The sequence below is a fragment of the Pseudooceanicola sp. genome, assembly GCF_029213205.1.
Taxonomy (GTDB): domain Bacteria; phylum Pseudomonadota; class Alphaproteobacteria; order Rhodobacterales; family Rhodobacteraceae; genus Pseudooceanicola.
The window spans coordinates 1-24,185 of record NZ_JARGNH010000029.1 but is presented as its reverse complement, the minus strand read 5'-3'; the positions used below and the strand labels follow the sequence as shown (position 1 = coordinate 24,185).

The following is a 24,185-nucleotide window of genomic DNA, read 5'->3' as shown; positions in this document are numbered from 1 at the left end:
GCGCCAACTCAAACCAAGGGGCGCTGAATGCTGGTCTTTACCCGTGCAAATTTCACCTTGTTCGCGGTGCCAAAAACCGGATCAACCGCCTATCATCTGGCGCTGCGCAACCATGCCCAGATCGTGCTGTCCCAGGACACCGCGCTGAAACATATGACATTGCGCAAATACGACCGCTACTTTGCCCCCTACCTCAAGGGCGCGCATGATCTGGACCCGGAGCGGGTGGCGGTGATGCGCAACCCGGTCGAGCAGCTGCGCAGCTGGTATCGCTATCGGATGCGCCCCAAGGTGTCGGGCGGGCCGAACGACCTGTCGGGGATGCGCTTTGAAGACTTCATTGCCGATGTGATTTCCCACAAACCACCCGCACATGCGCGGATCGGCAACCAGTTCACCTTTCTGACCTCGCCCGAGGGCGAACTGCGGGTCGATCACCTGTTTGCCTATGAGCGCCCCGATCTGCTCGACGATTTCCTGCGCGCGCGGCTGGGGCAAAAGATTGCCACCAAGCGGCGCAATGTCTCGCCCGATATCGATGCGCCGCTGTCGGCCGAGATGGAGGCGGCGCTGATCGCCGCCCGCCCCGAGGAATGGGAACTCTATGAGGCGATGATGATCGCCGGCGGCCATTTGCAGACCCCGGTCACCCGCTAAGCGCGGCAATTTCGCGATTTCCTCTTTTCCCGGCAGGCGGATACCGCTATAGGCGCGGCTTCACGCGGGCATACAGCCTTGGAGGATGCCCGCCTCATCAAGGAGACTATCATGGCTGGAGAAATTCCTGATCTTCAAGCCCAGGTCCGGACGGGGACAGGCAAGGGCGCCGCTCGTCAAGCACGTCGTGCTGGTATGGTACCTGGGATCGTTTTTGGCGGGGACACTGATCCCCTTCCCATCAACGTGCCCTTTAACGATCTGCTGAAGAAATTGCGCGCAGGCCGTTTCAAATCAACGCTCTACAACCTCAAGGTTGACGGGCAAGAGGACGTGCGGGTGATCTGCCGCGACGTGCAGCGTGACGTGGTCAAGGATCTTCCGACCCATGTCGATTTCATGCGCCTGCGCCGGACGACCAAGATCAACCTGTTCATCCACGTCGAATTCGAAGGCCATGACAGCTGCCCGGGCCTGCGTGCCGGTGGTGTGCTGACCGTGGTGCGCCCCGAGGTCGAACTGATCGTGACCGCAGGCGATATCCCCGACCAGGTTGTCGCCGATATCTCGGAGATGCAGCTCGGCGATACGCTGACGATCTCGCAGATCAAACTGCCAGAAGGCGCGCGCGCGACCATCGACCGCGACTTCGTGATCGCCAACCTGTCGGCACCCTCGGGCCTTCGCTCGGCTGACAATGACAGCGACGACAGCGACGACGATACCGCAGCCGAGGCGGACGACAGCGAAGAATGATCGCTGTCCGGTAACGGAACGCGACGCGGCGCCCCCTGGGGCGCCGCGTTTCGTTTGCGCTATCGAATGCAGGCTGCTGGGCCCCGGGGTCAGATCTGATCGCTGTGAAAGCCCTGCGGGATCGCATCGCACCCCTCAAGCAGCAGGTCGGCCATCACCTCGGCCACTTTCGGCGCCATGCCGAAGCCGATCTTGAAGCCGCCATTGGCAATGAAATGCCCGGGCCGCCCCGGCCAGGGGCCAAGCAGCGGCGCCCGGCTCTTGGCGCGCGGGCGCAACCCGGCCCAGCGGGCGATCACCGGTGCCGCGCGCAGGGCGGGCACGGCGGCGCGGGCCTTGGCGATCACCGCCTCCAATTGCTCATCCACCCCGCGCGGGTCTGAATACGCCCGCTCGCTGGTCGATCCGATGGCAATGGTGCCATCCGCATGCGGCACCACATGCACCCCGTCGCAGAACAATTGCGGTGCCGCGCGCCGATCCAGCCGCAGCAGCGCCGCCTGCCCCTTGACCCCGGTGCCGACCGGACGTTGAAACGACGCCGAAAGATCGGCCAGCCCCGCCGCACCGGTGGCATGCAGCACCGCGCCCTGCTCGCGCGCCTCGGTCAGGATCTCGCCGCCGCGCGCCAGCACCGCTGCCGCCAGCGCCGCGCAGGCCTGTTGTGGATGCAGCCGGGCGCTGAGGGTGTCGTGGATATGGAACCCGGTCGGGCTCTCTGCGCGCCACGCGTCCAGCGCCGCGGTCGCCACCACCGCCCAGCTGGCCCGCCCGCGCCAGAGTGCCGCCGCGCCATCGGCCCGCGCCTGCGCCATCTCCACCGCCCGATCATCGGCCAGGGGTTGCAAGCGTCCGCTGCGCAGATAGCCCGGATCGCGGCCGGAGGCGACGGCGACCCCGGCCCAGAACGATTCAGCCATCAGCAGGCTGTCGAGCTGGAACGCCTTCTTTTCATTCCAGTTTTCCGGCACATGCGGGGCCAGCGCCCCGACCAGCCCGCCCGAGCTTCCAGCCCCCGGTCCCTGCGGGTCGATCACCCGCACCCGGGCGCCACGCAACAGGCAAGCCCAGGCAATGGACAGGCCAAAAATCCCGGCTCCGCGGATCGTCACATCCGGTGTCCCTGCCCCCATTGCCATTCCCTTGTGCCCTCGCCATTGTCCGGCCTTGGACCCTATTTAAGGTAAGGCGCGATGCAGGACCAGCAGGCGGACTCGACTTGGCAGAGCTGACTTGGCAGGAGGGCGATGTCCCGGTCTCGACTCGGTTCGACGACCCCTATTTCAGCCTCGACAACGGGCTCGACGAGACCCGGCATGTGTTTCTTGCGGGCAATGACCTGCCGTCCGGGTTCCGCGACGGATTTCACATCGCCGAGCTGGGCTTTGGCACCGGGTTGAATTTTCTCACCACCCTGGCCGCCTGGCGTGCCACCGGGAGGCCGGGCCGGTTGCGCTATTCGGCGTTCGAGGCCTATCCGATGCCCGCCCCGGACGTCGCCCGCGCCCTTTCGGCCTTTCCGGCCCTGAGCGCCGAGGCGATGGAACTGGTGGCAATCTGGCCCGCGCTGCTGGCCGAGGGCGCTGTCGCCCTGCCCGGGGTCGATCTGCAGCTGATACCCGGCGATGCCCGCGCCAGCCTGCCCGCTTGGTCGGGCGTGGCGGATGCCTGGTATCTCGACGGCTTTGCCCCGGCGAAAAACCCCGAACTCTGGGGTGAGGCGCTGATGGCCGAGGTGTTTGCCCATACCGCCCCCGGCGGCAGCGCCGCCACCTATACCGCCGCCGGATTCGTGCGCCGCGGGCTGGCGGCGGCAGGGTTCACCGTCAGCCGGCTGCCCGGCTATGGCCGTAAACGTCATATGACGCGGGCCGAGCGGCCATGATCGCGCAGAACACCCGGCTCGCCATCATTCTGATGATCGCCACCACCTTTGTCTTTGCGGTGCAGGACGGGATCTCCCGGCATCTGGCCAGCGAATACAACGTCTATATGGTGGTGATGATCCGCTATTGGTTCTTTGCCGCCTTTGTCATCGCCATCGCCAGCCGACGGTCCGGCGGCATCCGGGCGGCGGCGGCAACCAGCCAATGGCCAATACAGGCGTTTCGTGGGGCGCTGCTGGTCACCGAGATCTGCGTCATGGTGGTGGCCTTTACCCTTCTGGGCCTGGTCGAAAGCCACGCGGTGTTCATCTGCTACCCGCTGCTGATCGCGGCGCTGTCGGGGCCGGTGCTGGGCGAAAAGGTCGGCTGGCGGCGCTGGGTCGCGATCGGCGTCGGCTTTGTCGGGGTGCTGATCGTGCTGCAGCCGGGCAGGGGGGTGTTTCAACCCGCAGCAATCGTGCCGCTGGTGGCGGCGCTGCTGTTCGCGCTCTACGGCCTGCTGACCCGCTATGTGGCACGCAAGGATTCCTCAGCAACCTCGTTCTTCTGGACCGGCACGGTGGGATCGGCCTGCATGACCCTGGTTGGCGCCTGGTTCTGGCAGCCGATGGCGCCGCCCGACTGGATCTGGATGGGCACACTCTGCCTGACCGGGGCGCTGGGGCATTACCTGCTGATCCGCTGCTACGAGCTGGCCGAGGCATCGTCGGTGCAGCCCTTCGCCTATCTGCAACTGCCCTTTGCCGCCGCCATCGGCCTGGCGGTGTTCGGCGAAACCATCCGCCCGAATGTGGCACTGGGGGCCGGGATCATCGTGGCGGCGGGGCTGTTCACCCTGTGGCGCGAGCGGGTGGCGCGCTAGGGGGCTGTCGCGCGGCACGGAGCGCCGGGGGGCTGTCTGCCCCCCGAGACCCCCCGAGGATATTTGAAACCAGAGGAAGCGGGGCAGAGGGAGGCAGGGGGTCTGTCAGCCGGTGTCGCGCAGGCGGCGAAAGCTGACCACACCACCGGAGGAGGCGCGCGGGTCATAGGCCATGTTCGAGGCCGACATGCAGTCAAAGATGTCACGGATGACGCTGGCCGGATAGCGCGCCGGGTGGATTTCCATCATCACAAAGCGCACATGCCGCGGCCAGGGCGCATCAAAGAGGTGCTGTTCGGCGCCCTCTATATCCATGATCACCACATTCGGGCGATGGGCCTTGAGCAGTTCACCGATGCGCAGCAGCGGCACCTCGACGATATCGCCCTTGCCAGTGCCGTCCTCGGCGATCGAAGCGCCCCAGAAGGCCGGGCCACGGCGAAATTCCAGCGTCTCGCCCTCTGCGGCATTGCCGGTGACGGCGCCGTGCAGCAAGGTGGCGGCCTGATGCCCGTTCTGGTCAAAATTGGCACGGATCACCGGGATCATGTCGGGATTGGCCTCGACCGTGACCAGGTTTTCGCCGCCGGTAATATTGGCGCAGATCGAACCGACATAGCCCATGCCGCCGCCCAGTTCGAGCACCCGGAAGCCCTTGCGCACCCGCAGCCCGGCGGCGCGCGCCTCAAAGCCCTCATATTGGCCGGACTTCAGCTTGCGCAGGATTTTTGGAGCGGCCAGCGCCTCGGGCAGGCTCAGCTTCACCCCGTTCAACTCGAAATCCGGCATCTGCCGCCCTGCCCCTTTGCTTGAATGCCCTGCCCTTGCTTGAATGATAGAGGCTCGCGCACTAGACCTCAATTCCGTGCCCCACCGGCGGGACCAAAAAGGAACGCGGCGATGAAACTCTTTGTCGGACTTGGCAATCCGGGCGCCAAATATGCGCAGAACCGGCATAACATCGGCTTTATGGCGCTGGACCGGATCGCCCTTGATCATGGTTTTGGCCCCTGGAAGGCGCGGTTCCAGGGCGAGCTGGCCGAGGGCGCGCTCGGCGGCGACAAGGTTTTGTTGCTGAAACCGGGGACTTTCATGAATCTCTCCGGCCAATCGGTCGGCGAGGCGATGCGGTTTTACAAGCTCGACCCCAGCGACGTGACGGTGTTTCACGATGAGCTTGACCTCGCCCCTGGCAAGCTCAAGGTCAAGGACGGCGGTGGCCACGCCGGACACAATGGGCTGCGCTCCCTGCATCAGCATATTGGCGACGCCTATCAGCGGGTGCGGATCGGCATCGGCCATCCCGGCCACAAGGACCGGGTGGCGGGGTATGTGCTGCATGATTTCGCCAAGGCCGACGAGGGCTGGCTCGATGACCTGCTGCGCGGTGTTTCCGACGGCGCGGCGGATCTGGCGCGCGGCGAACCCGGCCGGTTCATGAATGCGGTGGCGCTCAGGGTGGCCCCACCCCGGTCATCGACCGGAACCGCCAAGCCGCCTGTTGCGGCGGCGCCTGATCAAAAGAAGACCACGGGACCGGAGGCAGAGGCGAAACCTGACAAACGCTCAGCCCTGCAGCGGCTGGCGGACAGGTTCAGCTAGGGCGGGTCAATCCCGCATCCGCTCGTCGAGCAACACCAGCATCAGATCCTTGCGCTCCTGGTCGGTGAGCTTGGGGCGAGCGTCACCTGATCCGAATTGCTCGGTCATTGCCGCGTCACCGATCAGATCGGTCAGCTTGCCCGCCGCCCGGATCAATTCCGCCAACGACCACAGGTAGTTGCTTTCATCGGTCGCCCGGTTGAGGAAATGCAGCCGCCCGGCCACCGCATCCAACAGACGTTTCACGTCTTTCGGATTGTCGAAATCCAGCCGGGGCGGCGGTTCGGTGGTCATCAGATTGCGCGTTCCACCATCATCTTTTTGATCTCGGCAATCGCCTTGGCCGGGTTCAACCCCTTGGGACAGGTCTTGGTGCAGTTCATGATGGTGTGGCAGCGATAGAGCTTGAAGGGATCTTCCAGCTCATCCAGACGCTCGCCCGTCAGTTCGTCACGGCTGTCGACGATCCAGCGATAGGCATGCAGCAACGCGGCCGGGCCGAGGTATTTATCGCTGTTCCACCAATAGCTTGGGCAGGAAGTCGAACAGCAGGCACACATGACGCACTCATAAAGGCCATCGAGCTTTTTGCGGTCGGTGATCGACTGCTTCCATTCCTTGGCCGGATTGTTGGTCTTGGTTTCCAACCAGGGCATGATGGAGGCGTGCTGGGCGTAGAAATGGTTGAGGTCGGGGATCAGATCCTTGACCACCGCGGTATGTGGCAGCGGGTAGATCTTCACGTCGCCCTTGATCTCATCCAGGCCATAGATGCAGGCCAGGGTGTTGATCCCGTCGATATTCATCGCGCAAGAGCCACAGATACCTTCACGGCAGGAGCGGCGGAAGGTCAGGGTAGGATCGATCTCGTTCTTGATCTTGATCAGCGCGTCGAGAACCATCGGCCCGCATTTGTCCATGTCGAGGTGATAGGTGTCGACCCGCGGGTTTTCCCCGTCATCCGGGTTCCAGCGATAGATGCGGAAGGCCCGGACATTGGTCGCACCTGCCGGTTTCGGCCAGGTCTTGCCGGTGCGGATGCGCGAATTCTTGGGAAGTGCGAATTCAACCATGTCTTACTCCTGTCGTGGCGTCCGCCCCTGAGCTGGGGCCTGACTGCGTCCGGAATGCTGCGATTTCAATCATGTCTTCGGAATCCATGGCTGGCCGACGCCTTCGGTCTTGAAAGCAAAGGTCCAGATTTCATCCGCCACATGGGCCGGGTGGGTCTTGGTAAAGCCGCGATGGATGGTTTCCTCGAAAGGCACCTTTTTCATCCAGCGATAGCTGCGCGGCAGGGCGACCGGAAGGATACCGCGTTCGTGACACCAGCGAGCCAGACGGACGTCGACGAATTTCTGGCTGTCGCGCATGTAGTCATAGGGCGGGAAATCGGCGCCCCGCATGATGGCGGCATTGGTCGCGATCTGATCCGTAATCGTCGCCCGGGCCAGCCTGTTGTCATAGCCATAGACACGGCGGTAATCGGCAATCTTCACCGGATCATAGCTGAACCATTGCGTCAGCTTTTCAAAGTTCAATGACGGTCCCGGCTTGTAATAGACCGACCCGTGATAGCCACCAAGGAAGCGGCCCGGCCCAAGAGCCTCGAATTCGCGAATTGTCGCGGCGATGAAATCGGCCGGATAGATGATGTCGTCGTCAATCATGAAGACATAATCGGCACCGCTGACATCCGGATAGAACTTGCCGACATCCTTGGTGTCATGATCAGGGATCACCGGCACCACATTGTCCAAGTGCAGCAGTTCTTCGGGGATCGTATCGTATTGGTTCAGAACCACATTCAGCCGGTCCACCTGCGGCGCAATCGCGTGCACCACAGGCATCAGATTGGACTGACGCAACGGATAGGTGGCCAGGTTGGCAATGATCATACCACCGCCCCGCTGACCGCCGGCACATCCGCAATCGTGACTGAATGACGGGTCATCATCGCCTCAGAATGTTCGCGCTTTCGGCGCGATCCGTTTCAGCGAAATCCCGCCCTCATCCTCGGTCGACAGCGGATCGGTGATCACTGCGCGATAGCTGAGGTCGACCTTGTTGCCGTCGACCCGGGCGATGGAATGCTTGCGCCATTCCTTGTCGTCGCGGTTCGGGAAATCCTCATGCGCATGGGCGCCACGGCTTTCCTTGCGGGCCTCGGCACCGACGATGGTGGCCAGGGCATTGGGCATCAGGTTGGTCAGCTCCAGCGTTTCCATCAGGTCGCTGTTCCAGATCAGCGACCGGTCGGTGACTGACAAATCGTCGACCTTGGCGGCAATCGCCGTCATCTTCTCGACGCCTTCCGACAAAGTCTTGCTTTCGCGGAACACGGCGGCATCCGATTGCATCGTGTGCTGCATTTCCAGCCGCAGCTCGGCGGTCGCAATCCCGCCCTTGGCGTTGCGCAGCCCGTCAAAGCGATCAAAGGCCTTGTCGACCGAGGCCTGGTTCAGCACCGGGTTGGCGCTTTCCGGGTCCAAAAGCTTGCCAGCGCGAATCGCCGCAGCGCGGCCAAACACCACCAGGTCGATCAGCGAGTTCGATCCCAACCGGTTGGCGCCATGAACCGACGCACAGCCCGCCTCGCCCACGGCCATCAGGCCCGGCACCACGGCATTGGGATCTTTGGCGCTCGGATTGATCACCTCGCCCCAGTAGTTCGTCGGAATGCCGCCCATGTTGTAATGCACGGTCGGCAGCACCGGGATCGGTTCCTTGGTCACGTCGACACCGGCAAAGACCTTGGCGCTTTCGGAAATCCCGGGCAGCCGTTCGGCCAGCGCCTCGGGCGGCAAATGGTTGAGGTTGAGAAAGATGTGATCCTTGCGCTCGCCGACACCGCGGCCTTCGCGGATCTCCAGCGTCATCGAGCGGGAGACGTAATCGCGGGGCGCCAGGTCCTTGTAGGTCGGCGCGTAGCGTTCCATGAACCGCTCGCCCTCGCTGTTGGTCAGATAGCCGCCCTCGCCGCGCGCGCCCTCGGTGATCAGGCAGCCGGCGCCATAGATGCCGGTCGGGTGGAACTGCACGAATTCCATGTCCTGCAATGCCAGCCCGGCCCGCGCCACCATGCCACCGCCGTCACCGGTGCAGGTATGTGCCGACGTGGCGCTGAAAAACGCCCGGCCATAGCCGCCGGTGGCCAGCACCACGGTCTTGGCGTTGAAGACGTGAAAGGTGCCGTCGTCCAGTTTCCAACAGACCACGCCCTGGCAGACGCCATCCTCGGACATGATCAGGTCGATGGCGAAATATTCGACATAGAACTCGGCCTTCTGCTTCAGGCTTTGCCCATAGAGCGTGTGCAGAATCGCATGGCCGGTCCGGTCGGCGGCGGCGCAGGTGCGCTGCACCGGTGGGCCATCACCGAATTCGGTGGTGTGGCCGCCGAACGGGCGCTGATAGATCTTGCCCTCTTCGGTGCGCGAGAACGGCACGCCGTAATGTTCCAGCTCATAGACCGCCTTGGGGGCTTCGCGGGCGAGGTATTCCATCGCGTCCGTGTCACCCAGCCAATCGCTGCCTTTGACGGTGTCGAACATGTGCCATTGCCAGTGGTCCGGCCCCATGTTGGACAGCGACGCCGCGATGCCACCCTGTGCCGCCACGGTGTGGCTGCGGGTCGGGAACACCTTGGTCACGCAAGCGGTGCGCAGCCCCTGCTCGGCCATCCCCAGGGTTGCCCGCAGGCCTGCGCCACCGGCGCCCACCACCACGACGTCATAGTCATGCGTCTCGTATTCGTAAGCGGCCATGTCTTGGTTCCTTCAGAGTACGATCTTGGCCAGCGCGAACAATCCGGTCGCGGTGATGCCATAGCTCAGCGTGATCACCAGCATGATCAGCGTCTTCTTGGTCGATTTGCGGAAATAATCCTCGATCGCCATCTGCGCCCCACGGCGGAAATGCTGCATCCCCACCACCAACGCCAGCCCGGTCAGGATGGCAGGCACCGGGCGAGCGAATGTCGCGAGGACCGCGTCATGTCCACTGCCGATGGCGCGGCCAATGATATAGATCAGCGTCGGCACGATCAGCGCCAGCCCGACGGCGCTGGCCTGCATATACCAATGATGTTCGGTGCCGCTGCGAGCGGCGCCGCGGCCCTCGGCCCGTTTGCGGTCGGTCAGATAACGCATCTCAGCCCCCTCAGACGATCAACAAGGTGATCACGGTCAGCACCACCGACCCAATGATACAAATCCAGCCCAGCAGCTCCGCTGTCGGGAGATCCATGCCGCGCCCGGCGTCATAGATCAGATGCCGCAACCCGGCGAGGTAATGATACCAGATCGCCCAGAGCGACAGGGTCAGCACCAGATCGCCAAACCAGGATGTGATCACCGCATCGGCCGTGGCGAAATATTCTGGCGAAGTCGCCGCCGCCAGCAGCCACCAGACGATCAGAACCACCGCCACGATCAGCGCGTTGCCAGTGACCCGGGTCAGGATCGATGTCAGCATCGGGACCTGCCAGCGGTAAATTGTAAGGTGCGGAGAAAGCGGGCGCTCGACCCTTTTCACGTCAGCCATGCGGCATCCTTTCCGGTATCTCTCAGGGCTTTCTTACGCATTTTTGCGGCCTTGTCATCACCATGCCACCGCATGCGACCGATTTTTTATCGCTCCGCGACAGCCCGCCGCGCAACTTGTGATCACATAAACACGTCGCGTGATCACAAACCTCATCGCAGGGCACAGCGCCCGAGACTCAGCCCGCCCCCCGGGCTTCATCTTGCCAAAAATATTCCCGCCGGAGGCTTGGCCCGGCTGCCCCTGGCAGGCGGGCCAAATCCATGTCAATTCACGGCACGCCGTCAGGCCGATTTTTCAGAGCGGCATCACCGCCCAGTAGTCCAGATCCAGCAACACCCCCGGCAGGTATTTCCCGTCAGGCCCCTTCAGCGCTCCGGTGGAGCCGTCCGAGGTCGCCACCAGCCGCAGCCGCAGCAGACCGACTCCGGGCGCGTCGGTCTCGACCTTGTCCAACACCTCGGACCAGGCCTTTACCGTCAACCCGCTGAAACAGGGGTTGGCATGGGCGCCGCCATTCAGCCCGACGATCATCTGCGCATTGGCCAGCCCGTTGAACGACAGCGCCCGCGCCATCGAGATCACATGCCCGCCATAGATCAGCCGCTGGCCATCCGCCCTGTTGGTCGCGTCGAAATGCACCTTGGCGGTGTTCTGCCACAGCCGCGTGGCGATCATATGCTCGGCCTCTTCGATGGTGACGCCATCGACATGGTCGATCACCTCGCCGATCTCATAATCGCCAAAGCGATGCGGCTCACCGGCCAAAGCGAAATCATAGCGGCTGAAGTCCAGCCCCGCAGGCAGCATCAGGTCAGCCGCCGGGATCACCTCGGCCAGATCCGGCACCACGGTCTCGGGCGCCGGGGCGTCGAGGTTGTTTTTGCGCACCATCACCCAGCGGACATACTCCATCACCGCTTCGCCATGTTGGTTGGTGCCGGTGGTGCGCACATAGACCACCCCGGTCTTGCCGTTGGAATTCTGCTTCAGCCCGATCACTTCCGACGCGGAATGCAGGGTGTCGCCAATATGGACGGGCTTCAGCCAGCGCCCCTCGGCATAGCCAAGGTTGGCGACCGCATTCAGCGACACATCCGGCACCGTCTTGCCAAACACCAGGTGAAACGCCGCCAGGTCGTCGATCGGGCTTTCGCGCAGCCCGCAGGCGCGGGCGAATTCGTCTGAGGAATACAGCGCATGCCGGGCCGGGTAGAGCGCATGATAGAGCGCCCGTTCGCCCCCCGACACCGTGCGCGGCACCGCGTGGTGGATCACCTCGCCGATCCGGTAATCTTCAAAAAAACGCCCCGGATTGGTCTTGGCCATCATTGTTCTCCCAGTTTCATGTCGGCGGAATAGCTGCCCTCGACTTCTTTAACCACCGCCTGCGCACAGCGCATCTTGCCGCTGGCCCGATCGAAGGCATAGGCGGGCGCGCCGTGCAGCGTCCAACCTTTGTTCAGCGCCGCGGTCACCTTGTGGCAGAACGCCGAGGTGTCGTCTTCGGTCAACAAACGATAGAGTCGCATCAAGGATCACCCTCCGAATGGTTGCAGGCCGAGCAAAATGTGCAGCCAGACGATCACCCCGTAGAGCGCCAGCGCAATCAGCGTCAAGCGCAGATCACCGGCCAGGCTGGCCCCGGCAAAGGCCGGTTTCGCCCGTGCCGCCCGGTCGGTCAGCGCAATCGCCAACAGCGACCAGACCGCCAGCCCACCCCAGAGCAAAACCGCCTCTTCGCTGCCACGCACCAGCAGATGCGCCAGGCACCAGATCAGCAGGCCGAGATTCATCGGGTGCCGGGTCAGGTTGCGCAGGTGGCTCTTCGAACTGCCCGCCCCCATCAGCGCCACGGCGATCAGGTTCAGCAGGCTGTTGGCATGCACGCCCCAGACCGGCGGCGTGTAAAGCTGCGCGCCAGCGGCACTGCGATAGCCGATCACCATCAGCACAATCGCGGCCAGCGCAAACAGCGCCGCCAGCGGCCTGGCGACCCTGTCACCCAGCCGGGCCTGCAGCGAGGGGGTCACCGATTTCATCAGATGCGGCCAGGTCCAGAGGATCAAGCCAAGGGCGATCAACAGCATCTCGGGTCTCCGCAGTTGGTGTGAGCCTCAGCCCATCTTGGCAATGGCTTCGGCCTTGGCCAGGGTCTTCAGCGCAGTCTCGACATGCAGGTTTTCGACGATCTTGCCGTCGACAACCGCGACGCCCTGACCGCTGCGCTCGATTTCCTCATGCGCGGCGATCTGGCGCCGGGCCAGGTCGATCTCGGCCTCGGTCGGGGCAAAGGCGGTGTTGGCGCCAGCGACCTGCGCCGGGTGGATCAGCGTCTTGCCATCGAACCCGAGGTCGCGGCCCTGTTCGCATTCGGCGGCCAGCCCATCCTCGTCCAGATACTGGTTATAGACACCATCGACACAGACCACCCCATGCGCCCGCGCCGCCAACAGCATCTGCTGCAGCGCAAACATCATCGGCAGGCGGTCGTCGCGGCCCCGGCAATTCAGCTCCTTGGCCAGGTCATTGGTGCCGGCAACAAAGCCTTTGACCGACGGATGCGCGGCGATTTCCAGCGCGTTGAACACCCCGAGCGGGGTTTCGATCATGCACCAGATGTCGGCATCACCAACCAGATCGGCCAAAGCCTGCACATCGGCGGCGGAATTCACTTTCGGCAGCAGAAACGCATGGGCATCGGCATCTTTCAGCGCCCGCGCGTCATCGGCGCCCCAGTCGGTGTCCAGCCCGTTGATCCGGATGATCCGCGCCTTGTCGCCATAGCCGCCCTGGTCCAGCGCCGCTTTCAGCGTATCGCGCGCCGCCGCCTTGGCGTCGGGGGTCACCGCGTCCTCAAGGTCAAAGATGATCGCATCCACCGGCAGGCCGCGCGCCTTGTCCAGCGCCCGCTCTTTCGAGCCGGGGATATAGAGAACCGAGCGATAGGGGCGGTTTGCGGCGTCCATGAGGCGAGTCCCTTTGATAAGAATGTTGCGCGTCTCTCGCATCATTCGCAGGGAAATTTCAAGGCCACATCGCCGCGCGCCAGCGCAATGGCAATCCCACCGAGCCGGTGGCGCAGGTCAAGGCAGCGCGCAGTCAGGTGGTCGAGTCGCCTGACCGGTCGATTTCCGCACCGACCAAGCGCCTCCCCGGCGCCGAAATCTTAGGCATCGCGGCCAAACGCAGGTCAAGCAGCCGCAGCCGCATTCGGCCAAGCCATTATGATTAAACGTCGTTTTCAAACCGCGTTCGGAAATCCCGAACCGCGCCCCGCTGCTGGAGGCTTGCACGCACACCCCAAAAGCCATAGGGCTTGCGCCGAGATTTCCAACGGACCGGAGAAAATCCAATGGCCAGACCCAAGATTGCCCTGATCGGCGCGGGACAAATCGGCGGCACGCTCGCCCATCTCGTCGCCCTCAAGGAACTGGGCGATGTCGTCCTTTTCGACATTGCCGAAGGCACCCCCGAAGGCAAAGCGCTCGACATCGCGGAATCAGGCCCCTCCGAGGGCTTTGACGCCAGCCTGAAAGGCACTCAGAGCTATGCCGATATCGCAGGCGCTGACGTCTGCATCGTCACCGCCGGTGTCCCCCGCAAACCGGGGATGAGCCGCGACGACCTGCTGGGCATCAACCTGAAAGTGATGAAATCGGTGGGCGAAGGCATCGGCCAGCACGCGCCGGACGCCTTTGTGATCTGCATCACCAACCCGCTGGACGCGATGGTCTGGGCGCTGCAGCAGTTCTCGGGGCTGCCCGCGAACAAGGTCTGCGGCATGGCCGGGGTGCTCGACTCCGCCCGCTTCCGCCATTTCCTGGCCTCCGAATTCAACGTGTCGATGAAAGACGTCACCGCCTTTGTGCTGGGCGGCCATGGCGACACGATGGTGCCGCTGACCCGCTATTCCACCGTCGCTGGCATCCCGCTGCCCGATCTGGTGAAAATGGGCTGGACCACCCAGGACAAGCTGGACGCGATCGTGCAACGCACCCGTGACGGCGGTGCCGAAATCGTCGGGCTGCTGAAAACCGGCTCGGCCTTCTACGCGCCGGCCACGTCGGCCATCGAAATGGCCGAAGCCTATCTGAAAGACCAGAAACGCCTGCTGCCCTGCGCGGCCTATTGCGACGGCGAATTCGGTCTGAAGGGCATGTATGTCGGGGTGCCGACGGTGATCGGCGCGGGCGGCATCGAACGCATCGCCGAGATCAAGATGGCCAAAGACGAGCAGGCGATGTTCGACAAGTCGGTCGACGCGGTCAAAGGCCTGGTCGAGGCCTGCAAAGCCATCGATTCCACCCTCGCCTGAGCGAAACACATTGCGAAAAGGCCCGGCACCCGATGGGTGACCGGGCCTTTTTCTTGCCCAACTTTTTCTTGCCCAACGTGGTGATCGCCAGACGGGTTCGAAAGATCAGGTGAGCCTACCCGGCCCCGCCATTCCCCGACAGCCGCCGCCGCAGCGCCCTGGCCAGCCGCGCCGCGCCCCGGTCCAGCGCCCCCAGCCCGAGGATCTGCGCCAGCCAGCCCCAGATTACCCCGGCCAGAACCTGCCAGATCGTGTGCTTGCCCGCCACGATCCGGCTGCCGCCGGTGACCCCCACCGCCAGAACCGCAACCCCCTGCGCCGCCGGGCTCTGCGCCAGACAGCTGCGCAGCAGCCCCGCCGCGCCGAAACTCGCCGCCGCCGTGTGGCCCGAGGGGAAACCGCCGCGGCCGTCGTCCGGGCGCCGGTTGACCTCCACTTCGCCCAGCGCCGCTTTCGGAATATGGATCCCCGCCTCGAGCAGCAGAAACCGCAGCGCATAGCGCCCGGTGCCGCCGCCCGCGACCGCGCAGCCGAACCCGGCCAGCGGCAGCGCAATCTGCAACCCGTCGCCCAGCCGTTCGGGCGTGCGGCCATTGGCCAACGCCACCAGCCCGACCAGGCCAAGCATCGCCAGCAGCGCCAGATGTCGTCGCAAGAACCGCTTCATACCGCTCCCCCGATTGCCGCCGGAGCCTGCCCGAGGGCCAATGCCATTGCAACCGCAGCCACCCGCCCCGGCATTGCGCGCCCCCGCGCCACATCAGCGCAAATCAATCCCTGAGAAACGCGAATCCGGCGCGATTTTGGGCAGGGAATCCTCCGGGTGATATCACGAACCCACTTTTGTGATCACAGGTTTTTAGCGTGTGATCACAAAACGCAGAAAATCAGGGGTATTCCCGATTACTACGCAGAATTCCGTTCATCCCATGCCATTGTGGTGGCATTACGCCCGTAACACCAGCAACGAAGGACGGATTTCATGAATATCCATGAATACCAAGCCAAGGCGCTTCTGCGCGACTTTGGCTGTCCGGTATCGGACGGACGCGCGGTTCTAAAGGCCGAAGAGGCCAAGACTGCCGCGGGCGCGCTCGACGGGCCGCTTTGGGTCGTCAAGGCGCAGATCCACGCCGGCGGACGTGGCAAAGGCAAATTCAAGGAATCCGATGCCGGCGACAAGGGCGGTGTCCGCCTCGCCAAATCGGTAGAAGAAGCCGCCGAAGAGGCGAAGAAGATGCTGGGCCGCACCCTGGTCACCCATCAGACCGGCCCGGCAGGCAAACAGGTCAACCGGGTCTATATCGAGGATGGCAGCGACATTGCCCGCGAACTTTACCTCGCGCTGCTGGTTGATCGTCAAACCTCGTCGATTTCTTTCGTCTGCTCCACCGAGGGCGGCATGGACATCGAGGAAGTCGCGGCCAACACCCCCGACAAGATCCTGTCGTTCTCGGTCGACCCGGCCACCGGCTATCAAGCGTTCCATGGTCGCCGCATCGCGTTTTCGCTGGGGCTGGAAGGCAAGCAGGTCAAGGCCTGCGTCGATCTGATGGCCAAGCTCTATCGCGCCTTTGTCGAGAAAGACATGGAGATGCTGGAGATCAACCCGCTGATCGTGATGCCGGACGGGGCGCTGAAACTGCTCGACGCCAAGCTCAGCTTTGACGGCAATGCGCTCTATCGTCATTCGGACGTGCTGGCGCTGCGCGACGAGACCGAGGAAGACCCGAAAGAACTGGCCGCCTCCAAGCATGACCTGAACTACATCGCGCTGGACGGCGAGATCGGCTGCATGGTCAACGGCGCCGGTCTGGCGATGGCGACGATGGACATCATCAAGCTCTACGGCGCCGAACCGGCCAACTTCCTCGACGTCGGTGGCGGCGCCACGAAAGAGAAAGTCACCGAGGCCTTCAAGATCATCACCTCCGATCCCAACGTCAAAGGCATCCTCGTCAACATCTTTGGCGGCATCATGCGCTGCGACGTGATCGCCGAGGGCGTGATCGCCGCGGTGAAAGAGGTCGGGCTGAAAGTGCCGCTGGTGGTCCGCCTTGAGGGCACCAATGTCGAAAAGGGCAAGGAGATCATCGCGAATTCCGGCCTGAACGTCATCGCCGCCGAGGACCTGGCGGATGGCGCGGAAAAGATCGTCAAAGCGGTGAAGGGCTGACCATGCTGAAAACGGCAGTCCTCAGCCTCGTTTCGCTCGGCATCGCAGCCCCGGTCCTGGCGCAGGAGGCGGCGGATCCCGCCGCCCTGGCCGAGATGATGGTCGGGGGCTGCATCTTCGACGATCTGGATTTCGACGCCGAATATGCGGCGATGACCGAGGCGATGGCCGGCTCCGGCCTGCCCGAAGTCATGGTGCAGGACAAGACCGTCATGTACGGCGACCCGGCCGCGCAGCTGACCCTGGTCGGAACCCGCACCATCGACAGCCTGTCCTGCACCCTGCAGCTTCCGGCCGGGATCGGCACCCACGAGGTGTTCACCGATTTCGAAACCAGGTTCGAAACCGCGCTTCAGCAGCATTTCGGCAGCTTGATATCGCAGCCGGACGACGATCCGTCGCCGCATGTGGACGGGCATGACTGGGTCGCCAGTTTCCCCGGTCGGATGCATTACGCCGTGACGATGAACTGGGGCACCGAAGAGGGGCTTCTCGTCGCGATCGGCTTCCGGCAGCTCTACGAATGATCTCCGGCGCGCCGGGACGAACAGAACAAGGAGGCCCCAATGGCCATTCTCGTAAATGAAAACACCAAGGTGATCTGTCAGGGCCTCACCGGCTCTCAGGGCACCTTTCACACCGAGCAGGCGATCGCCTACGGCACCAAGATGGTTGGCGGCGTGGTCCCCGGCAAAGGCGGACAGAGCCATCTGGATCTGCCGGTCTTCAACTCGGTGCATGAGGCGATCCACACCACCGGCGCCAATGCCAGCGTGATCTATGTGCCGCCGCCCTTTGCCGCGGATTCGATCCTTGAGGCGATTGACGCCGAGATGGAGCTGATCATCTGCATCACGGAGGGCATCCCGGTGCTCGACATGATGAAGGTCAAGGCGGCGCTGAAGACTTCCAAGTCGCGGCTGATCGGGCCGAACTGCCCCGGGGTCATCACCCCCGGCGCTTGCAAGATCGGCATCATGCCCGGCCATATCCACAAACGTGGCTCGGTCGGTGTGGTGTCGCGCTCGGGCACCCTGACCTATGAGGCGGTGAAGCAGACCACCGACGCCGGTCTCGGGCAATCGACCGCTGTCGGCATTGGCGGCGACCCGATCAAGGGCACCGAACATATCGAAGTGCTGGAAATGTTCCTGGCCGATCCGGAAACCCAATCGATCATCATGATCGGTGAAATCGGTGGCTCGGCCGAAGAAGAAGCCGCGCAATTCCTGGCCGATGAAAAGAAAAAGGGCCGCTGGAAACCGACCGCTGGTTTCATCGCCGGTCGCACCGCGCCTCCGGGCCGCCGGATGGGCCACGCGGGCGCAATTGTCGCCGGTGGCAAAGGCGGCGCCGAGGACAAGATCGAGGCGATGAAAGCCGCCGGGATCGTGGTTGCCGACAGCCCCGCCGGGCTGGGGGAAGCCGTGCTGAAGGCCATCGGCTAAGGCAAATGGGACCGGGAAGGCGATTACGATGGGGTATCTGAGAGCATCCAACAGGAAGGGCCGGGCCACGCGTTCGGAATTCTGGAGGGTTATCCCGGTTGCCGTGGCCGTCGCCTTTGCCGCGATCTCTGAGGCAGAAAAATACGCCGCCACCCGGTTCGTGGCGGTCTTTTTCCTGCCCGCCGCCCTGCTTATGTGCCTGTCGGGAGACCCGTCCGAAACCCGCTATGGGCCGCCACGTCAGGCCAAAATCTAACATTCGTCCCGGCCCAAGGGCCGAGGCGACAGTCTCAACGAAAGGTCGGACCCATGGGGTTCACCCAAGCCGTAAGAATCTGTTTCCGCAAATATGTGACCTTTTCGGGTCGCGCGTCGCGTCGGGAATACTGGTTATTCGTGCTGTTCGTCGTGCTTGGCAGCATCGTCGCCGGCATCCTTGACGGCATGGCCTTTGGCGCCTCCAGTTTCGAGGTGACGGACAGCGGGTTTTCGGCGCAATCCAACGGCCCCATCGCCTCGATCTTCTCACTGCTGGTGTTCCTGCCGGTGCTGGCCGCAGGCTGGCGGCGGATGCACGATTCCGGCCGCTCTGGGCTGTTCCTGCTCTATCCGATCATCGTGACAATCGGCACCTTTGGCTTCATATCGATGATCGGCGGCACCGAGGCCCTGGCTGGCGGCGACCTGACGGCGCTGTTCAGCGGCGCTCTGGGCCTCATCCTTGTTTTTGCCTTCTTCATCCTCGCGATTTCCCCGCTTCTCGTGATTTGGTGGCTGACACGCCCCTCGCAACCCGGCCCGAACCAATGGGGGCCGCCCGTCCAGACCCAATCTCCGGAGAGACCTTAATGAATCTTCCACTTAGCCACTCCCGCCTTGTGCGACGCATGTTCTCGGCAGTGCTGATGACGCTCGCTTTTACGCTGCCAGTTGCGGCGCTCGATCTTGGACCGCTCAAGGGCGAGGTCTTTGGTCAGGGCAATCGGAACCTCGTGGTGGTGCTGCACGGCGACAGCGGTCCGGGTAACGGCCGGATGTCGGCGTTCGCCCGCACGATCGCGGCGCAGGCGCCGGGCAGCACGGTGGTTGCTCTGACGCGGCCAGGGTTCAATGGCAAAGGCGGTCGTAGCCCCGGCGAGAATTCCAGCAAGGATCACTACACCAAGCGCAACAACCAATTGGTGGCGCAGTCGCTGTCTGCCATGCGCAAAGCGCTGAAACCCGGACGCACCATCGTCGTGGGGCATTCCGGCGGCGCGGCCCAGACCGCCATCGTCAACGGCAGCTATCCGGGCCTGATCGACGTTGCGATCCTCGCCGGGTGTCCCTGCAACGTCCCCGCATGGCGGGTCAGCCGCCGTGGCAGCAACAACTGGACGCAAAGTCAGTCGCCGCATGACTTTGCCCAAGGATTGCGCAAGGGCTCTACCGTGATCTTGTTGACCAACGCCCGCGACACCAACACCCTGCCCCGCTTCGCCGAAGAATACGCAGCACTGGCCAAAAAGGCCGGCGCTCGCGTGACCCTTCAAATCCCGTCAGGCGGCGGCCACAACTTCAGCAATTACGAAGGCCGGACGCTTGGCCTCGTGAAACAGGTACTCAAGTGACTTATCCCTCCGCACACCAATTTACCGAGGTGTTCCTATGACCGAGCAATCCCCGAACGACGTGTTCCATGCCTCCAGCTTCATGCAGGGGCACAATGCGGAATACCTCGAACAGCTCTATGCCCGTTACGCCAATGACCCGTCCTCGGTTGATGCGGCTTGGGTTGAGTTCTTCAAGAGCCTCGGAGACGACGAGCGCAGTGTGACCGCCGAGGCCGCTGGCCCGTCCTGGGCGCGCAGCGATTGGCCGCCGACCCCGAATGACGATCTGACCGCCGCGCTGGACGGCCAATGGCCCGCCCCGACCGAGGTCAAGGGAGCCGGTGACAAGATCCGCGCCAAGGCGGAGGAAAAAGCGGTCGCGGTCAGTGACGATGCGGTGAAACGCGCGGTGCTGGATTCGGTGCGGGCGCTGATGATCATCCGGGCCTACCGGATCCGTGGCCATCTGGCCGCCGATCTTGACCCGCTCGGCGTGCATGGCGACAGCGCTCACCCCGAGCTTGATCCGAAATCCTATGGCTTTGCCGAAACCGACATGGATCGGCCGATCTTTCTGGACAAGGTGCTGGGGCTGGAAATCGCCTCGATGCGGCAGATCGTCGAAATCGTGAAACGCACCTATTGCGGCACGTTCGCGCTGCAATACATGCATATCTCGAACCCCGAAGAGGCCGGTTGGCTGAAAGAGCGGATCGAAGGCTATGGCAAGGAAATCACCTTTACCCGTGAGGGCCGCAAGGCGATCCTGAACAAGCTGGTCGAGGCCGAGGGATTCGAGAAATTCCTGCATGTCAAATACATGGGCACCAAACGCTTTGGCCTGGACGGCGGTGAATCACTGATCCCGGCGATGGAGCAGATCATCAAGCGTGGCGGCAATCTCGGCGCCACCGAGATCGTCGTCGGCATGCCGCACCGGGGCCGGTTGTCGGTGCTGGCCAATGTGCTGAGCAAACCCTACCGCGCGATCTTTAACGAATTCCAGGGCGGCAGCTTCAAACCCGATGATGTCGACGGATCGGGCGATGTGAAATACCACCTCGGCGCCTCCAGCGACCGCGAATTCGACGGCAATGTCATCCACCTGTCGCTGACCGCCAATCCCAGCCACCTTGAGGCGGTGAACCCGGTGGTTCTGGGCAAGGCGCGGGCGAAACAGGCGCAGCTGAACGACCGCGAGCGCACCGCCGTGATCCCGGTGCTGCTGCATGGCGATGCGGCCTTTGCCGGTCAGGGCGTGGTGGCGGAATGCTTTGGCCTCTCCGGCCTTGTCGGCCACCGCACCGGCGGCACCATCCATATCGTGGTGAACAACCAGATCGGGTTCACCACAGCGCCGCATTTCAGCCGCTCAAGCCCCTATCCCACCGACAATGCGCTGGTGGTCGAGGCGCCGATCTTTCACGTCAATGGCGACGATCCCGAGGCGGTGGTGCATGCCGCCAAGGTGGCCACCGAATTCCGCCAGAAGTTCCACAAGGACGTGGTCATCGACATCTTCTGTTATCGCCGTTTCGGCCATAACGAAGGTGACGAGCCGATGTTCACCAACCCGATCATGTACAAGAACATCAAGGGTCACAAAACCACGCTCAGCCTTTACACGGATCGGCTGGTCAAGGACGGGCTGATCCCCGAGGGCGAGATCGAGGATATGAAAGCCGCGTTTCAGGCGCATCTGAACGAGGAATTCGAGGCCGGCAAGGATTACAAACCCAACAAGGCCGACTGGCTGGACGGGCGCTGGTCTGGCTTGGCGCGTGACAAGGACGATTATCAGCGCGGCGAAACCGCCATCGCCGAAGAGACGTTTCAGGAACTTGGCAAGGCGCTGACCACCGCGCCCAACGGCTTTCCGCTGCACAAGACGGTCGAGCGGTTGCTGGAAACCAAGGCGCAGATGTTTGCAACCGGCACGGGCCTTGACTGGGCCACCGGCGAGGCGCTGGCCTTTGGCTCGCTGCTGACCGAAGGCTATCCGGTGCGGCTCTCCGGTCAGGACAGCACCCGTGGCACCTTCAGCCAGCGTCATTCCGGCCTGATCAATCAGGAAACCGAGGAACGCTATTACCCGCTGAACAACATCCGCTCCGGTCAGGCGCATTACGAGGTCATCGATTCGATGCTGTCGGAATATGCGGTTCTGGGCTTTGAATACGGCTATTCGCTGGCCGAACCCAACACCCTGACCCTGTGGGAGGCGCAGTTCGGCGATTTCGCCAATGGCGCGCAGATCATGTTTGATCAGTTCATTTCGTCGGGCGAATCCAAATGGTTGCGGATGTCCGGCCTGGTTTGCCTGCTGCCGCATGGCTACGAAGGCCAGGGTCCGGAACATTCCTCGGCCCGACTGGAACGCTTCCTGCAGATGTGCGGGCAGGACAACTGGATCGTGGCGAATTGCTCGACCCCGGCGAATTACTTCCACATCCTGCGCCGCCAGCTGCACCGCTCGTTCCGCAAGCCGCTGATCCTGATGACCCCGAAATCGCTGCTGCGCCACAAGTTGGCGGTCAGCAAGACCGAGGATTTCACCACCGGCTCCAGCTTTCACCGGGTGCTTTGGGACGATGCCCAATACGGCAATTCGGACACCAAACTGGCACCGGACAACAAGATCAAGCGGGTGGTGATGTGTTCGGGCAAGGTCTATTACGACCTGCTGGAAGAACGCGACGCCCGGGGCATCGACGATGTCTATCTGCTGCGGATCGAGCAATTCTATCCCTTCCCGGCGATTTCGCTGGTCAAGGAACTGGAACGCTTCCCGCAGGCCGAAATGGTCTGGTGTCAGGAAGAACCCAAAAATCAGGGCGCCTGGGGCTTTATCGAAAGCAACATCGAATGGGTGCTCAGCCGGATCAAAGCCTCTCACAAGCGGCCGCGCTATGTCGGCCGTGTCGCCACCGCTTCGCCCGCCACCGGGCTTGCCGCACAGCACAAAGCTCAGCAACAGGCCCTCGTTGACGAGGCGCTGACCATCGAAGGAACCAAGGCATGACCACCGAAATCCGCGTCCCCACCCTGGGCGAAAGCGTCACCGAGGCAACCGTTGCCACCTGGTTCAAGAAACCCGGCGACGCCGTCGCAGTGGATGAAATGCTGTGTGAACTGGAAACCGACAAGGTCACCGTCGAAGTGCCCTCGCCGGTGGCCGGCACCCTGACCGACATCGTCGCCAATGAGGGCGACACCGTCGGCGTGGCCGCCCTGCTCGGTTCGATCACCGAAGGCGCCGCTGCGGCTGCGCCAGCCAAATCGGCCCCCGCGAAAGCCGCCGCCGCTCCGGCCCCTGCCGCGGCTGCCGCTCCGGCCAAATCCGGTGGCGACGCGATCAAGGTGATGGTGCCGACCCTGGGCGAAAGCGTTACCGAAGCGACCGTCGCCACCTGGTTCAAGGCCGAGGGCGATAGCGTCACCGCCGACGAAATGCTCTGCGAGCTGGAAACCGACAAGGTCTCGGTCGAGGTTCCGGCCCCCGCCTCCGGCGTGCTGTCGAAGATCCTCGCCCCCGAAGGCGCAACCGTCGAAGCGGGCGGCCAACTGGCCGAGATGACCGCCGGTGCCGGCGCCGGTGCCGCCCAACCTGCCGCCGCCGCTGCCGCCCCGGCCGCCGCCACTGGCAAGGACATCGAAAATGCCCCCGCCGCGAAAAAGGCGATGGCCGAGGCCGGTCTCTCTGCCGATCAGGTGACCGGCACCGGCCGTGACGGACGGATCATGAAGGAAGACGTGCAAGGCGCGATTGCCGCCGCCGCCACGGCCGCCACTGCGCCCGCCGCCGCCGCGAAACCGACGCCGCGCGCCCCGGTGGCCGCCGATGACGCCGCGCGTGAGGAACGGGTCAAGATGACCCGGTTGCGCCAGACCATCGCCCGCCGCCTCAAGGATGCACAGAACACCGCCGCGATGCTGACCACCTATAACGAGGTCGACATGACCGAGGTGATGGCGCTGCGCAGCCAGTACAAGGACGAGTTCGAAAAGAAACACGGCGTGCGCCTCGGCTTCATGTCGTTCTTCACCAAGGCCTGCGTGCATGCGCTGAAAGAGGTCCCCGAGGTCAACGCCGAGATCGACGGCACCGATGTCGTTTATAAGAACTTCGTGCATATGGGGGTCGCGGCGGGCACGCCGCAGGGCCTGGTGGTACCGGTGATCCGCGATGTCGACGCCAAGAGCTTTGCCGAGATCGAAAAGGAAATCGCCGAAAAAGGCCGCCGCGCCCGCGATGGCAAACTGTCGATGGCCGAAATGCAGGGCGGCACCTTCACCATCTCCAACGGTGGCGTCTACGGCTCGCTGATGTCCTCGCCGATCCT

General features: G+C 63.4%; 27 protein-coding genes. 14 read left to right on the top strand and 13 right to left on the bottom strand.

Going from position 1 to position 24,185, the window contains the following annotated elements:
* Nucleotides 1-27 precede the first annotated feature (27 nt).
* Nucleotides 28-657 (top strand): hypothetical protein, encoded by a 630-nt coding sequence (locus P1U48_RS16005; protein ID WP_301070187.1) that lies wholly within the window; start codon nt 28-30, stop codon nt 655-657.
* A 111-nt stretch (nt 658-768) separates the two neighbouring features.
* Entirely contained in the window at nt 769-1,413 is a 645-nt protein-coding gene (locus P1U48_RS16000; RefSeq protein ID WP_301070194.1) for a 50S ribosomal protein L25/general stress protein Ctc, read from the top strand.
* 89 nt (nt 1,414-1,502) lie between these two features.
* On the opposite strand, the gene P1U48_RS15995 is transcribed toward P1U48_RS16000, so the two are convergent.
* Nucleotides 1,503-2,552 carry an FAD-binding oxidoreductase gene (locus tag P1U48_RS15995; RefSeq protein ID WP_301070186.1) on the bottom strand — a complete coding sequence of 350 codons (1,050 nt, stop codon included), beginning with the start codon at nt 2,550-2,552 and terminating at the stop codon, nt 1,503-1,505.
* An 80-nt stretch (nt 2,553-2,632) separates the two neighbouring features.
* Between P1U48_RS15995 and mnmD the strand changes: the two genes are divergently transcribed.
* Together mnmD and P1U48_RS15985 are read left to right on the top strand one after the other, a co-directional pair.
* Nucleotides 2,633-3,298 carry a tRNA (5-methylaminomethyl-2-thiouridine)(34)-methyltransferase MnmD gene (gene mnmD, locus P1U48_RS15990; RefSeq protein ID WP_301070185.1) on the top strand — a complete coding sequence of 222 codons (666 nt, stop codon included), beginning with the start codon at nt 2,633-2,635 and terminating at the stop codon, nt 3,296-3,298.
* The gene (locus P1U48_RS15985) at nt 3,295-4,161 is read left to right on the top strand and encodes a DMT family transporter (RefSeq protein WP_301070184.1); all 867 of its coding nucleotides are present in this window, start codon (nt 3,295-3,297) and stop codon (nt 4,159-4,161) included. The genes mnmD and P1U48_RS15985 overlap by 4 nt, the downstream gene beginning before the upstream one ends.
* A gap of 105 nt (nt 4,162-4,266) precedes the next feature.
* Here P1U48_RS15985 and P1U48_RS15980 read toward each other — a convergent pair whose 3' ends face one another.
* Nucleotides 4,267-4,950: an FkbM family methyltransferase gene (locus P1U48_RS15980; protein WP_301070183.1), complete on the bottom strand. Its 684-nt coding sequence runs from the start codon at nt 4,948-4,950 to the stop codon at nt 4,267-4,269.
* A 111-nt stretch (nt 4,951-5,061) separates the two neighbouring features.
* Here P1U48_RS15980 and pth point away from each other — a divergent pair, with 111 nt between their 5' ends.
* Nucleotides 5,062-5,763, top strand: coding sequence for an aminoacyl-tRNA hydrolase (gene pth / locus P1U48_RS15975; protein ID WP_301070182.1), 702 nt, complete (start codon nt 5,062-5,064; stop codon nt 5,761-5,763).
* Nucleotides 5,764-5,769: 6 nt separating this feature from the next.
* Here the strand turns inward: pth and P1U48_RS15970 are convergent, their stop codons facing one another.
* The 10 genes from P1U48_RS15970 to P1U48_RS15925 form a co-directional block, all read right to left on the bottom strand.
* Entirely contained in the window at nt 5,770-6,057 is a 288-nt protein-coding gene (locus tag P1U48_RS15970; RefSeq protein WP_301070181.1) for a hypothetical protein, read from the bottom strand.
* Nucleotides 6,057-6,836 (bottom strand): succinate dehydrogenase iron-sulfur subunit, encoded by a 780-nt coding sequence (locus P1U48_RS15965; protein WP_301070180.1) that lies wholly within the window; start codon nt 6,834-6,836, stop codon nt 6,057-6,059. Before P1U48_RS15965 ends, P1U48_RS15970 begins: the two co-directional genes overlap by 1 nt.
* 69 nt (nt 6,837-6,905) lie before the next feature.
* Nucleotides 6,906-7,661 carry a hypothetical protein gene (locus P1U48_RS15960; protein ID WP_301070179.1) on the bottom strand — a complete coding sequence of 252 codons (756 nt, stop codon included), beginning with the start codon at nt 7,659-7,661 and terminating at the stop codon, nt 6,906-6,908.
* 63 nt (nt 7,662-7,724) lie between these two features.
* The gene (gene sdhA / locus P1U48_RS15955; RefSeq protein ID WP_301070178.1) at nt 7,725-9,530 is read right to left on the bottom strand and encodes a succinate dehydrogenase flavoprotein subunit; all 1,806 of its coding nucleotides are present in this window, start codon (nt 9,528-9,530) and stop codon (nt 7,725-7,727) included.
* A 12-nt stretch (nt 9,531-9,542) separates the two neighbouring features.
* A complete protein-coding gene (gene sdhD, locus P1U48_RS15950) occupies nt 9,543-9,914 on the bottom strand; it encodes a succinate dehydrogenase, hydrophobic membrane anchor protein (protein ID WP_301070177.1) in 372 nt (123 codons plus the stop codon).
* Between the two features lie 10 nt (nt 9,915-9,924).
* A complete protein-coding gene (gene sdhC, locus P1U48_RS15945) occupies nt 9,925-10,308 on the bottom strand; it encodes a succinate dehydrogenase, cytochrome b556 subunit (RefSeq protein WP_301070176.1) in 384 nt (127 codons plus the stop codon).
* A 297-nt stretch (nt 10,309-10,605) separates the two neighbouring features.
* Complete coding sequence (locus tag P1U48_RS15940; protein WP_301070175.1) at nt 10,606-11,637, bottom strand: MaoC family dehydratase; 1,032 nt, start codon at nt 11,635-11,637, stop codon at nt 10,606-10,608.
* Nucleotides 11,637-11,840 (bottom strand): DUF1737 domain-containing protein, encoded by a 204-nt coding sequence (locus tag P1U48_RS15935; RefSeq protein ID WP_301070174.1) that lies wholly within the window; start codon nt 11,838-11,840, stop codon nt 11,637-11,639. Before P1U48_RS15935 ends, P1U48_RS15940 begins: the two co-directional genes overlap by 1 nt.
* Nucleotides 11,841-11,846: 6 nt before the next feature.
* Nucleotides 11,847-12,398 carry an NnrU family protein gene (locus P1U48_RS15930; protein ID WP_301070173.1) on the bottom strand — a complete coding sequence of 184 codons (552 nt, stop codon included), beginning with the start codon at nt 12,396-12,398 and terminating at the stop codon, nt 11,847-11,849.
* A 27-nt stretch (nt 12,399-12,425) separates the two neighbouring features.
* Complete coding sequence (locus P1U48_RS15925; protein ID WP_301070172.1) at nt 12,426-13,277, bottom strand: CoA ester lyase; 852 nt, start codon at nt 13,275-13,277, stop codon at nt 12,426-12,428.
* A gap of 386 nt (nt 13,278-13,663) precedes the next feature.
* Between P1U48_RS15925 and mdh the strand changes: the two genes are divergently transcribed.
* The gene (gene mdh / locus P1U48_RS15920; protein WP_301070171.1) at nt 13,664-14,626 is read left to right on the top strand and encodes a malate dehydrogenase; all 963 of its coding nucleotides are present in this window, start codon (nt 13,664-13,666) and stop codon (nt 14,624-14,626) included.
* A 115-nt stretch (nt 14,627-14,741) separates the two neighbouring features.
* On the opposite strand, the gene P1U48_RS15915 is transcribed toward mdh, so the two are convergent.
* The gene (locus P1U48_RS15915) at nt 14,742-15,293 is read right to left on the bottom strand and encodes a phosphatase PAP2 family protein (RefSeq protein WP_301070170.1); all 552 of its coding nucleotides are present in this window, start codon (nt 15,291-15,293) and stop codon (nt 14,742-14,744) included.
* 315 nt (nt 15,294-15,608) lie between these two features.
* On the opposite strand from P1U48_RS15915, the gene sucC reads away from it, so the two are divergent.
* The 8 genes from sucC to odhB all read left to right on the top strand — a co-directional run.
* Nucleotides 15,609-16,802, top strand: a complete 1,194-nt coding sequence (sucC, locus tag P1U48_RS15910) for an ADP-forming succinate--CoA ligase subunit beta (protein WP_301070169.1) — start codon at nt 15,609-15,611, stop codon at nt 16,800-16,802.
* Nucleotides 16,803-16,804: 2 nt separating this feature from the next.
* On the top strand, nt 16,805-17,329 hold the full coding sequence (locus tag P1U48_RS15905; protein ID WP_301070168.1) for a hypothetical protein: 525 nt from the start codon (nt 16,805-16,807) through the stop codon (nt 17,327-17,329).
* Between the two features lie 39 nt (nt 17,330-17,368).
* Nucleotides 17,369-18,250, top strand: coding sequence for a succinate--CoA ligase subunit alpha (gene sucD, locus P1U48_RS15900; protein WP_301070167.1), 882 nt, complete (start codon nt 17,369-17,371; stop codon nt 18,248-18,250).
* Nucleotides 18,251-18,278: 28 nt separating this feature from the next.
* Nucleotides 18,279-18,506 carry a hypothetical protein gene (locus tag P1U48_RS15895; RefSeq protein ID WP_301070166.1) on the top strand — a complete coding sequence of 76 codons (228 nt, stop codon included), beginning with the start codon at nt 18,279-18,281 and terminating at the stop codon, nt 18,504-18,506.
* A 53-nt stretch (nt 18,507-18,559) separates the two neighbouring features.
* Nucleotides 18,560-19,099: a DUF805 domain-containing protein gene (locus tag P1U48_RS15890; RefSeq protein ID WP_301070165.1), complete on the top strand. Its 540-nt coding sequence runs from the start codon at nt 18,560-18,562 to the stop codon at nt 19,097-19,099.
* Entirely contained in the window at nt 19,099-19,860 is a 762-nt protein-coding gene (locus P1U48_RS15885) for an alpha/beta hydrolase (protein WP_301070164.1), read from the top strand. Before P1U48_RS15890 ends, P1U48_RS15885 begins: the two co-directional genes overlap by 1 nt.
* Before the next feature lie 37 nt (nt 19,861-19,897).
* The gene (locus P1U48_RS15880; protein ID WP_301070163.1) at nt 19,898-22,864 is read left to right on the top strand and encodes a 2-oxoglutarate dehydrogenase E1 component; all 2,967 of its coding nucleotides are present in this window, start codon (nt 19,898-19,900) and stop codon (nt 22,862-22,864) included.
* A partial coding sequence (gene odhB, locus P1U48_RS15875; protein WP_301070162.1) for a 2-oxoglutarate dehydrogenase complex dihydrolipoyllysine-residue succinyltransferase occupies nt 22,861-24,185 on the top strand: 1,325 nt, incomplete at its 3' end. The genes P1U48_RS15880 and odhB, both read left to right, overlap by 4 nt.

Bases quoted from the DNA above. Each gene is read 5' to 3' on its own strand.
- P1U48_RS16005 (WP_301070187.1), top strand. From the start codon at position 28: ATGCTGGTCTTTACCCGTGCAAATTTCACCTTGTTCGCGGTGCCAAAA.
- P1U48_RS16000 (WP_301070194.1), top strand. From the start codon at position 769: ATGGCTGGAGAAATTCCTGATCTTCAAGCCCAGGTCCGGACGGGGACA.
- P1U48_RS15995 (WP_301070186.1), bottom strand. From the start codon at position 2,552: ATGGCAATGGGGGCAGGGACACCGGATGTGACGATCCGCGGAGCCGGG.
- P1U48_RS15985 (WP_301070184.1), top strand. From the start codon at position 3,295: ATGATCGCGCAGAACACCCGGCTCGCCATCATTCTGATGATCGCCACC.
- P1U48_RS15980 (WP_301070183.1), bottom strand. From the start codon at position 4,950: ATGCCGGATTTCGAGTTGAACGGGGTGAAGCTGAGCCTGCCCGAGGCG.
- pth (WP_301070182.1), top strand. From the start codon at position 5,062: ATGAAACTCTTTGTCGGACTTGGCAATCCGGGCGCCAAATATGCGCAG.
- P1U48_RS15970 (WP_301070181.1), bottom strand. From the start codon at position 6,057: ATGACCACCGAACCGCCGCCCCGGCTGGATTTCGACAATCCGAAAGAC.
- P1U48_RS15965 (WP_301070180.1), bottom strand. From the start codon at position 6,836: ATGGTTGAATTCGCACTTCCCAAGAATTCGCGCATCCGCACCGGCAAG.
- P1U48_RS15960 (WP_301070179.1), bottom strand. From the start codon at position 7,661: ATGATCATTGCCAACCTGGCCACCTATCCGTTGCGTCAGTCCAATCTG.
- sdhA (WP_301070178.1), bottom strand. From the start codon at position 9,530: ATGGCCGCTTACGAATACGAGACGCATGACTATGACGTCGTGGTGGTG.
- sdhD (WP_301070177.1), bottom strand. From the start codon at position 9,914: ATGCGTTATCTGACCGACCGCAAACGGGCCGAGGGCCGCGGCGCCGCT.
- sdhC (WP_301070176.1), bottom strand. From the start codon at position 10,308: ATGGCTGACGTGAAAAGGGTCGAGCGCCCGCTTTCTCCGCACCTTACA.
- P1U48_RS15940 (WP_301070175.1), bottom strand. From the start codon at position 11,637: ATGGCCAAGACCAATCCGGGGCGTTTTTTTGAAGATTACCGGATCGGC.
- P1U48_RS15935 (WP_301070174.1), bottom strand. From the start codon at position 11,840: ATGCGACTCTATCGTTTGTTGACCGAAGACGACACCTCGGCGTTCTGC.
- P1U48_RS15930 (WP_301070173.1), bottom strand. From the start codon at position 12,398: ATGCTGTTGATCGCCCTTGGCTTGATCCTCTGGACCTGGCCGCATCTG.
- P1U48_RS15925 (WP_301070172.1), bottom strand. From the start codon at position 13,277: ATGGACGCCGCAAACCGCCCCTATCGCTCGGTTCTCTATATCCCCGGC.
- mdh (WP_301070171.1), top strand. From the start codon at position 13,664: ATGGCCAGACCCAAGATTGCCCTGATCGGCGCGGGACAAATCGGCGGC.
- P1U48_RS15915 (WP_301070170.1), bottom strand. From the start codon at position 15,293: ATGAAGCGGTTCTTGCGACGACATCTGGCGCTGCTGGCGATGCTTGGC.
- sucC (WP_301070169.1), top strand. From the start codon at position 15,609: ATGAATATCCATGAATACCAAGCCAAGGCGCTTCTGCGCGACTTTGGC.
- P1U48_RS15905 (WP_301070168.1), top strand. From the start codon at position 16,805: ATGCTGAAAACGGCAGTCCTCAGCCTCGTTTCGCTCGGCATCGCAGCC.
- sucD (WP_301070167.1), top strand. From the start codon at position 17,369: ATGGCCATTCTCGTAAATGAAAACACCAAGGTGATCTGTCAGGGCCTC.
- P1U48_RS15895 (WP_301070166.1), top strand. From the start codon at position 18,279: ATGGGGTATCTGAGAGCATCCAACAGGAAGGGCCGGGCCACGCGTTCG.
- P1U48_RS15890 (WP_301070165.1), top strand. From the start codon at position 18,560: ATGGGGTTCACCCAAGCCGTAAGAATCTGTTTCCGCAAATATGTGACC.
- P1U48_RS15885 (WP_301070164.1), top strand. From the start codon at position 19,099: ATGAATCTTCCACTTAGCCACTCCCGCCTTGTGCGACGCATGTTCTCG.
- P1U48_RS15880 (WP_301070163.1), top strand. From the start codon at position 19,898: ATGACCGAGCAATCCCCGAACGACGTGTTCCATGCCTCCAGCTTCATG.